This is a genomic window from Methyloceanibacter sp., assembly GCF_035650995.1.
Taxonomy (GTDB): Bacteria; Pseudomonadota; Alphaproteobacteria; order Rhizobiales; family Methyloligellaceae; genus Methyloceanibacter.
Genome location: NZ_DASRGO010000094.1, coordinates 1 through 6362, shown reverse-complemented (window position 1 = coordinate 6362; position 6362 = coordinate 1). Strand labels below are relative to the sequence as shown.

Here is a 6362-nt window from a genome sequence, read left to right as displayed (position 1 = left end):
TGGCTGCGTCCACCCCGAACAGCGCGATCAGCGTCGCTTTGCCTTGCCCGGCATCCTTGGCGACCGCCTTGCCGAGCGTGGCGGCGTCGCCTTCGGCGTCGAGCAGGTCGTCGGCGAGTTGGAACGCTTGGCCGAAGGCTGACGCGTAAGCGATGAGCGCGGCGCGTTCCGAGGCGCTCGCCCGGCCGAGGATCGCGCCCGCCTCGCAGGCGAAGCGGAACAGGGCGCCGGTCTTGAGCGCCTGCATCCTCGCCACGTCGTCTCCGCCGAAGGACGTCTGGCCGATAGAGAGGTCGAGCCCCTGGCCGAGCACCATCCCCTGCCAGCCGCTCGCTCTTGCCAGGTGAAGCACAAGCTCGGAACGGATCGCCGGGTCCTCGTGCAGAGACGGCGAACTCAAGGTCTCGAAGGCGATGGTGAGCAACGCGTCGCCGACGAGGATCGCCGTCGCCTCGTCAAAGGCCTTGTGCACGGTCGGGCGGCCACGGCGCATGTCGTCGTCGTCCATGGCCGGCAGGTCGTCATGGACGAGGGAATAGCAATGCACGCATTCCAGGGCGCAACCCGCGTCGAGCGCGGCCGTCTCGTTCACGCCGAACAGCCGCGCCGATTGCATGAGCAGAAAGGGGCGCAAGCGCTTGCCGCCGCCGAGCACGGCGTAGCGCATGGCTTTTGCCAGGGTGGTTCCTTGTGCGGCGCCTGAGCCTTGATCGCCGAGCATGGCATCGAGCCTTGCCTCGACCAGCCGGCCCACGCGTTCGAGGTCTTCTTTGAAGGTCATTTTCCGGGGATTGGGGCGAGCGGGGGCGGCGTCATGCCGCAAAATCGTTGCTAATGATTACCCTAATACCACGTTGCGGGCGGCGGCAACCGGGCGGTAGAACGCGAGGGCGATGGTGATTCAGGCAGTCTCAGGAGCGCGAGGGCGCAGGCGCTCGGCGAGACGGACGGCCCGTACCTGGCTCAAGCGCGCCGCGCTTGTCGCGCTCCTGCTCTTCGGGGCGCTTCTCTTTTCCATTTTCCTGTTCCGGTTCGTCAATCCGCCCATCACCATGGTGATGCTGGCCGACAAGCTCGATGGCACCACACTCGAGCGGCAATGGGTGCCGCTCAAGGACATATCGCCGCAATTGCCGCTCGCCGTGATCTCGAGCGAGGACGGCCGCTTCTGCCTCCACTGGGGGGTCGATTGGGGCGCGATGCGCGACGCCATCAAGGCGGGAGCCGTGCGCGGGGCGAGCACCATCCCCATGCAGGTGGCCAAGAACCTCTATCTGTGGAACGGGCGGAGCTACGTGCGCAAAGCCTTCGAGCTGCCGCTCGCCTATGTCATGTCGCTCGTGTGGCCCAAGCAGCGCATGATCGAGGTCTATCTCAATGTCGCCGAATTCGGCCGCGGCATCTATGGCGCGGAGGCGGCAAGCCGCTACTATTTCGGCAAGAGCGCCGCCGATCTCACCCGCCACGAGGCGGTTCTGCTCGCCGTCACCTTGCCCAACCCGCGCGTCCGCAACCCGCGCAAGCCGAGCTTGCGCATGCTCAGAATCGCGCGCGCGGTCGAGCTCAGGATGCCGATCATCGCCAAGCGCGCAGGCTGCCTGGTGCCCGAGCAGTAAAGCCCCGCCATCGGCTCTGGCCAGCGGAAATGTTTGCCACTATAAGGGCGCGACGAAAGGCTCCCGGGTTCCCGCGGGCCGCTCAGAGGATTTGGAAATCATGGCCGTTCCCAAGAGAAAAATCTCGCGCATGAAGCGCGGCAACAGGCGCAGTCACGACGCGCTCAAGGCGCCGACCTATGTCGAGGACAAGGAGTCGGGCGAGCTCCGCCGGCCCCACCACATCGACCTGAAATCGGGCCGCTATCGCGGCCGACAGGTGCTCGACGTCAAGGAAGAGGCCTAAGCGTCCGGCTCGGCTTGGGGCCCGGACGGGCCCGATCTTGAGGGGGGCCGCATGGCAATGTCGGAACCGGGACCTGAGAAGAGGACGGTTCGCAGATTCGAGCGGCGGGGCTGGATGGCCGCCGTGCCGCTCCTCGTCGTTCCCCTCCTCGCTTATGTAGCCTTTGCCGGGGCGGGCGCCGATTTCGATGCCGCCCGCTTCGAGGTCTCGCTGCCCTCAGGGGGGACGTGGCGGATCGCGCTCGGCGATATCCTGCTTGCGGTCGGGCTCGGGCTCCTGTTCTTCGAAGTGCTCAAGGCGACGCGGACCGGCGGCGCCACGGTCATCGACCATGCCTTTTCGATGATGGTGTTCGTGGTCTGCCTGATCTTGTTCCTGATCTGGGACGCCGCCGCGAGCTCGACCTTTTTCCTGCTCATGCTGATGGCGATGATCGACGTGATCGCGGGCTTCTCGGTCACCATCAACGCGGCGCGGCGCGATTACAGCGTCGGGGAGTAGCGGCTCTCTTCAATGGGCCCAATGCGGGCTGGGAAGGCCGCAAGGCTTTGTCAACCAAGCGATGAAGAATGCGTGAGGCCGGCGCATTGCCGCCGTCTTTCCTGCTCGATCACACTCTAGAAAGAGCCGTTTCTTAAGCGTTGATGCCTAACTTCGCGGCAACAGGGACGCGTCCAAAGATGGCGCCCCGCGGGATGTAAGGGGGCGGATTTGAACAGGACCTCGAAAGAGCGGGCGGAGCCCGGCCGCGCTACTTCGATAAGCCAACAGGACGCCGCGAGCGTCGTCGATTTCGGCCAACGCGGGGACGAGTCCTCATCCTTGCACGCGCCAGCGCGGGAGCTCGATCTCGCCGAGGTGCTGACGGCGGTGCGCGAGACCGCCTACTCTTGGGACTTCGCCAGCGACAGCATCGAGTGGGCCGAGAACGCGGCCGAGGTGCTCGGCGTAGCCGACGCCGTCAAGCTCGCCAAGGGCCGCGCCTTCGCGCTCCTGGTCGATCCCGAGCATGCCGGTGCGCGCTATGACGGCATTACCGGTGGCCCGCATGTGGCGCCTGCGACCGAGATCAAATACTGCCTGCACTATCGTTTCCTCCCCGAGGGACGCCGCGGCAGGGCGGCGCTGTGGGTCGAGGACACCGGCGTCTGCTGCATCGACAAGGACGCGCGCCCGCGGCTCGCGCGCGGAACGCTCAGGGTGATCGATGAACGCAGAGAGAAGGAGGAGCGCCTGCTCTTTCTCGGCAGCCATGACGAGCTCACCGGGCAGCTCAACCGCACGCGTCTCACCGAGGAGCTCGCGCAACTTCTGTCCAGCGCGGGCCGTTCGCCCGCCAAGGGCGCCTTTCTGCTCGCCGGGGTCAACGACCTCACCCTGATCAACGAGACCTACGGGTTCGACGTCGGCGACGAGGTGATCGCCATCGTCGGGCGGCGGCTCGGGCGGGCGCTGCGCGGCAAGGACTGCATCGGACGCTTCTCCTCGAACAAGTTCGGCGTCGTGCTGTACGATTGCGACGCGGCGGGGCTCAAGGCCATCGCTGCGCGCCTCATGGCGGCGGTGCGCGATAGCGTGATCGATACGAGCGTCGGTGCGGTGGCGGCCAGCATCTCGGTGGGCGCCGTGCTCTTGCCGGAGCACGCCGGCAACGCGCAATCGGCCATCGGCCGTTGCCTCCAGGCGCTCGACGTGGCGCGCAACATGTGCGGCGATCGCTTCGTGCTTTATCAGCCCTGCGAGCGGCGCGAATCGGAGCGGCGCCGCGCCGTGGCCATCGCCGACGAGATCGTGCGCGCGCTGAACGACCGGCGCATGATGCTCGCGCTCCAGCCGATCGTGACGTCGCGAAGCCGGGAGCCTGAGCTTTACGAGTGCCTGCTGCGCATGAAGCGGCTCGACGGCTCGATCGTCTCGGCAAGCGAGTTCATCCACGTCGCCGAGCAGGTCGGCCTCTCCAAGCTCATCGACCACCGCGTGCTCGAGCTCGCCATCGACCTGCTGCGCTCGATCCCCGAGATCAAGCTCGCGCTCAACGTCTCGGCGGCGACCGCGACCGACCGGCAATGGCTTTCCGGGCTCGAAGCCTTCACCGGCAAGGACCGGGCGCTGACCGAGCGGCTGACCATCGAGATCACCGAGACCGCGGCCATCGCGGATCTCGCCGAGACCGTAAAATTCGTCAAGGCGCTCAAAGAGTTAGGGTGCAGGGTGGCGCTCGACGATTTCGGCGCGGGCTATACCTCGTTCCGTAGCTTGCGGCTGCTCGGCGTCGACATGGTCAAGATCGACGGCTCGTTCATCGAGAATCTCGCGACCCACGCCGAGGACGAGATGTTCGTGTGCACGCTGATCGAGCTTGCCCGCAATTTCGGCATCGTCACGGTGGGCGAATGGGTGGGCGACGAGCGGACGGCGAAGCTGCTCGAGCGAGCGGGCGTCGCCTATATGCAGGGCTATTTCTTCGGCGTGCCGGAGTTTCCCAAGATCGAGGCGGCGGCGGACGAGGCGAGCTCCCTCTAAGCGCCTAGCCTGCTGACAGCAGCGCGGCGAGGGCAGCAAGCTCCGCATCGTGCACCCCCACCTTTTCGAGGTGGCGCACGGTGTTCAGCACATACTCGATGTTCCCGCCCGCCTGGCCCTTGCCGGTGCGGACGATGCGGAGTTGCTCCTCGAGGGAAAGCGCCCCGGCATATTGGGGGTGCTTGGGGTCGACCAGGTAGCAGAGCGCGCGGCATCTCCGGTTCGTGCCGTCGAGCAGGGTGATGGGGCGGAAGGCCTCGACATAGACGTCGGTCACCTGCTCGCGCGCGCGCAAATAGGCGAGCGTCTTTTCTTCGGCGCCGGCGGCGACGCGGAAGGCCATGCCGCGGCAGGCTCCGCCCTTGTCGAGCCCGAGCACGAGGCCGGGCTCGGCGTGCGTGCCGCGATGCACGACGGAATAGACGCACAGCGCCCGATGCGCGCCCATGAGCCTGGCCGGCGCCTGCTCCTCGAAGTCGAAGCCCGGCCGCCACATCAGCGAGCCATAGCCGAACACCCAAAGCTCAGCCATATCGCTTGCCCAACGAACCCCTTCCGTCATGGCCGGGCTCGACCCGGCCATCCACGTCTTTGAAGCTCGTGCTTTCGGCAAATCGTGGATACCCGGCACGAGGCCGGGCATGACGGCTTCTATTTTCAATGGAGCTCTTCACCAGTCTGCCTGGCCTCAATCCTCGTGGCCGTGGGGGCGGCCGAAATCGGCGGCCTCGGTATCCTGGCCGAGTTCGATGATGCCGCGGCGGATGGCGCGGGTGCGGGCGAAGTGGTCGTAGAGCGCCGCGCCGTCGCCCTTTCTGATCGCCTTGGTCAGCGCGGCGATGTCCTCGTTGAAGCGGCCGAGCATCTCGAGCACGCCGTCCTTGTTGGCGAGGAAGATGTCGCGCCACATGACGGGGTCGGAGGCGGCGATGCGGGTGAAATCGCGGAAGCCGCCGGCAGAAAATTTCAGCACCTCCGAGCGCGTCACCGTCTGCAATTCGTCGGCGGTGCCGACGATGGTGTAGGCGATCAGGTGCGGCAGATGGCTGGTGATGGCGAGCACGAGGTCGTGATGCTCGGGCGTCATGGTCTCGACGTTGGCGCCGAGCAGGCGCCAGAAGGAGGCGAGCCTCTCCACCGCCCCTTTGTCGGTCCCCTCCGGCGGGGTCAGGATGCACCAACGGTTCTCGAACAGCTCGGCGAAGCCGGCGTCCGGCCCGGAATGCTCGGTGCCGGCCACGGGATGGGCCGGCACGAAATGGACCGGCTTCGGCACATGCGGGCCCATGTCGCGCACGATCGAGCCTTTCACCGAGCCGACATCGGAGAGGATCGCGCCCGGCGCGAGATGCGGGCCGATCTCCTTGGCGACCTCGCCGCACACGCCGACCGGAACGCAGACGATGACGAGGTCGGCGCCTTTGACCGCCTCTTCGTTGGTCTCGGTGACCTCATCGGCGATGCCGAGATCGACCACGCGCTTCCGTGTCTCGGGCGAGCGCGAGGTGGCGACGATCTTGCGCACCGCGCCCTTGGCGCGGGCGGCGCGCATGATGGAGGAGCCGATCAGGCCGGGCCCGATGATGGCCAGCGTGTCGAACAGGGGCGTGGTCATTTGCGCGCTGAGCCCTTGCCGCTCATGAAGGCGGTCAGCGCCTCGAGCACGGCGCGGTTGTCGTCCTCCGTGCCGATCGTCATGCGGAGCGCGTCGGGAAAGCCGTATTCCGCGACGCGTCTCAGGATGATGCGGCGCTCGTGCAGGAAGGCGTCCGCCTCGTCGGCCGAGCGGCCGTTTCCCGTGGGGAAGTGCAGCAGGAGGAAATTGGCGGCGCTCGGCGTGACGCGGAGCCCGAGTCTGGTAAGCGCCTCGGCCATGCGACCGCGCCAGACCTCGTTGTGGTCCGCCGCGCGCCTGATCCACGCCTGATCCTCAAGCG

8 protein-coding genes are annotated in these 6362 nt (G+C 66.8%); 4 read left to right on the top strand and 4 right to left on the bottom strand.

The window, feature by feature from the left end:
* A partial coding sequence (locus VFB18_RS07460) for a polyprenyl synthetase family protein (protein WP_414675665.1) occupies window positions 1-781 on the bottom strand: 781 nt, incomplete at its 3' end.
* Between the two features lie 112 nt (window positions 782-893).
* Here VFB18_RS07460 and mtgA point away from each other — a divergent pair.
* The 4 genes from mtgA (at window position 894) to VFB18_RS07440 (ending at window position 4425) form a co-directional block, all read left to right on the top strand.
* A complete protein-coding gene (gene mtgA, locus VFB18_RS07455; protein WP_324972994.1) occupies window positions 894-1616 on the top strand; it encodes a monofunctional biosynthetic peptidoglycan transglycosylase in 723 nt (240 codons plus the stop codon).
* Between the two features lie 100 nt (window positions 1617-1716).
* Window positions 1717-1902: a 50S ribosomal protein L32 gene (rpmF, locus tag VFB18_RS07450; RefSeq protein WP_324972991.1), complete on the top strand. Its 186-nt coding sequence runs from the start codon at window positions 1717-1719 to the stop codon at window positions 1900-1902.
* Between the two features lie 51 nt (window positions 1903-1953).
* Window positions 1954-2403, top strand: coding sequence for a hypothetical protein (locus VFB18_RS07445; RefSeq protein WP_324972988.1), 450 nt, complete (start codon window positions 1954-1956; stop codon window positions 2401-2403).
* A gap of 210 nt (window positions 2404-2613) precedes the next feature.
* Window positions 2614-4425, top strand: a complete 1812-nt coding sequence (locus VFB18_RS07440) for a bifunctional diguanylate cyclase/phosphodiesterase (RefSeq protein WP_324972984.1) — start codon at window positions 2614-2616, stop codon at window positions 4423-4425.
* A 4-nt stretch (window positions 4426-4429) separates the two neighbouring features.
* Here VFB18_RS07440 and VFB18_RS07435 read toward each other — a convergent pair whose 3' ends face one another.
* From VFB18_RS07435 to VFB18_RS07425, 3 genes are all read right to left on the bottom strand, one after another.
* Window positions 4430-4987 carry a gamma-glutamylcyclotransferase gene (locus VFB18_RS07435; protein ID WP_324972981.1) on the bottom strand — a complete coding sequence of 186 codons (558 nt, stop codon included), beginning with the start codon at window positions 4985-4987 and terminating at the stop codon, window positions 4430-4432.
* Between the two features lie 126 nt (window positions 4988-5113).
* The gene (locus VFB18_RS07430) at window positions 5114-6040 is read right to left on the bottom strand and encodes a prephenate/arogenate dehydrogenase family protein (protein WP_324972978.1); all 927 of its coding nucleotides are present in this window, start codon (window positions 6038-6040) and stop codon (window positions 5114-5116) included.
* The coding region (locus tag VFB18_RS07425) for an aminotransferase class I/II-fold pyridoxal phosphate-dependent enzyme (RefSeq protein WP_324972973.1) at window positions 6037-6362 on the bottom strand (326 nt) is incomplete at its 5' end. The genes VFB18_RS07425 and VFB18_RS07430, both read right to left, overlap by 4 nt.